The 797-nt window shown below is 58.6% G+C and carries 1 protein-coding gene; it reads left to right on the plus strand.

All coding sequences use genetic code 11. The features are described 5' to 3' along the window. Window positions 1-160 precede the first annotated feature (160 nt). Window positions 161-613, plus strand: coding sequence for a hypothetical protein (locus ENZ75_RS34845; protein WP_127262932.1), 453 nt, complete (start codon window positions 161-163; stop codon window positions 611-613). The last annotated feature ends 184 nt before the right edge of the window (window positions 614-797 follow it).

Raw genomic sequence — 797 nt, forward strand, 5'->3', positions numbered from 1 at the left:
ACCGTAGTCTTCGCCTTGGCCACCTTGACAAGGTGCTCACGCAGCTTGCGCAGCGCCTGACTATCGCCAAGCATCTCCTTGCTGATCTTTTTACGTTCCATTTGGCAGCCCATCCCACTCCGCCACCCGCCGGTAGAACTGCACTGGACGGTGAGCTGTGTTGTATTTCGCCATCATCATTCTCGATCTCACCTTTGTTGCTTCGAAATTTCCGGCGCGCGGACCCCCTCGGCAAATGGCAATGGCGCCTGAGCATCGTTGTCTTTCACCAGGACGAGCGTCTTCTCCTCCGTGCGGGCGCCCGCAATATGCGCGCTTGTTTGCGCAGGCCTTTACTCGACCGGTCGCCGTTCTGTCCGGCTTCTGCCGCACCGCAGCCTGCAAACCCATCCTTGACAAGAAAGGAGGGGAGTCAATCGAGCTCTCCTTGCATTCGTGCAAGGAAAATTGTCAGTTTGATAGAATTCTATCAAAACGGCAGAAACGCCCCGCCCCCAATTTGGCTGTACCTGCGGCGTTCAGCTTACGTGACGACATGTGCGGACTTGTCCCAATTGCCGTCCGAGTTGTGCGGGAAACAGTAGCCGCTGCGCTGTTCGCTTCAACCGCGTGATGCCGCTGACAGTAGAGGCGGCGGCTCGTCGAGCGAGGCTTCATTGTTCGGCTACTAAAGCGGCTGTGCTTTGGTGGGAGTTGGTTTCGCCCAAGTTCTGGGCCTGGGGGTGTCTAGCCCGTTTCGCCGCACAGGCTCCTCCCACATCGTCGAGGCCGAGAAGGAGGGACCCCACAGCCCTCCC

The sequence above is a fragment of the Mesorhizobium sp. M7A.F.Ca.CA.002.04.1.1 genome, assembly GCF_004022805.1.
GTDB classification, from domain to species: domain Bacteria; phylum Pseudomonadota; class Alphaproteobacteria; order Rhizobiales; family Rhizobiaceae; genus Mesorhizobium; species Mesorhizobium ciceri.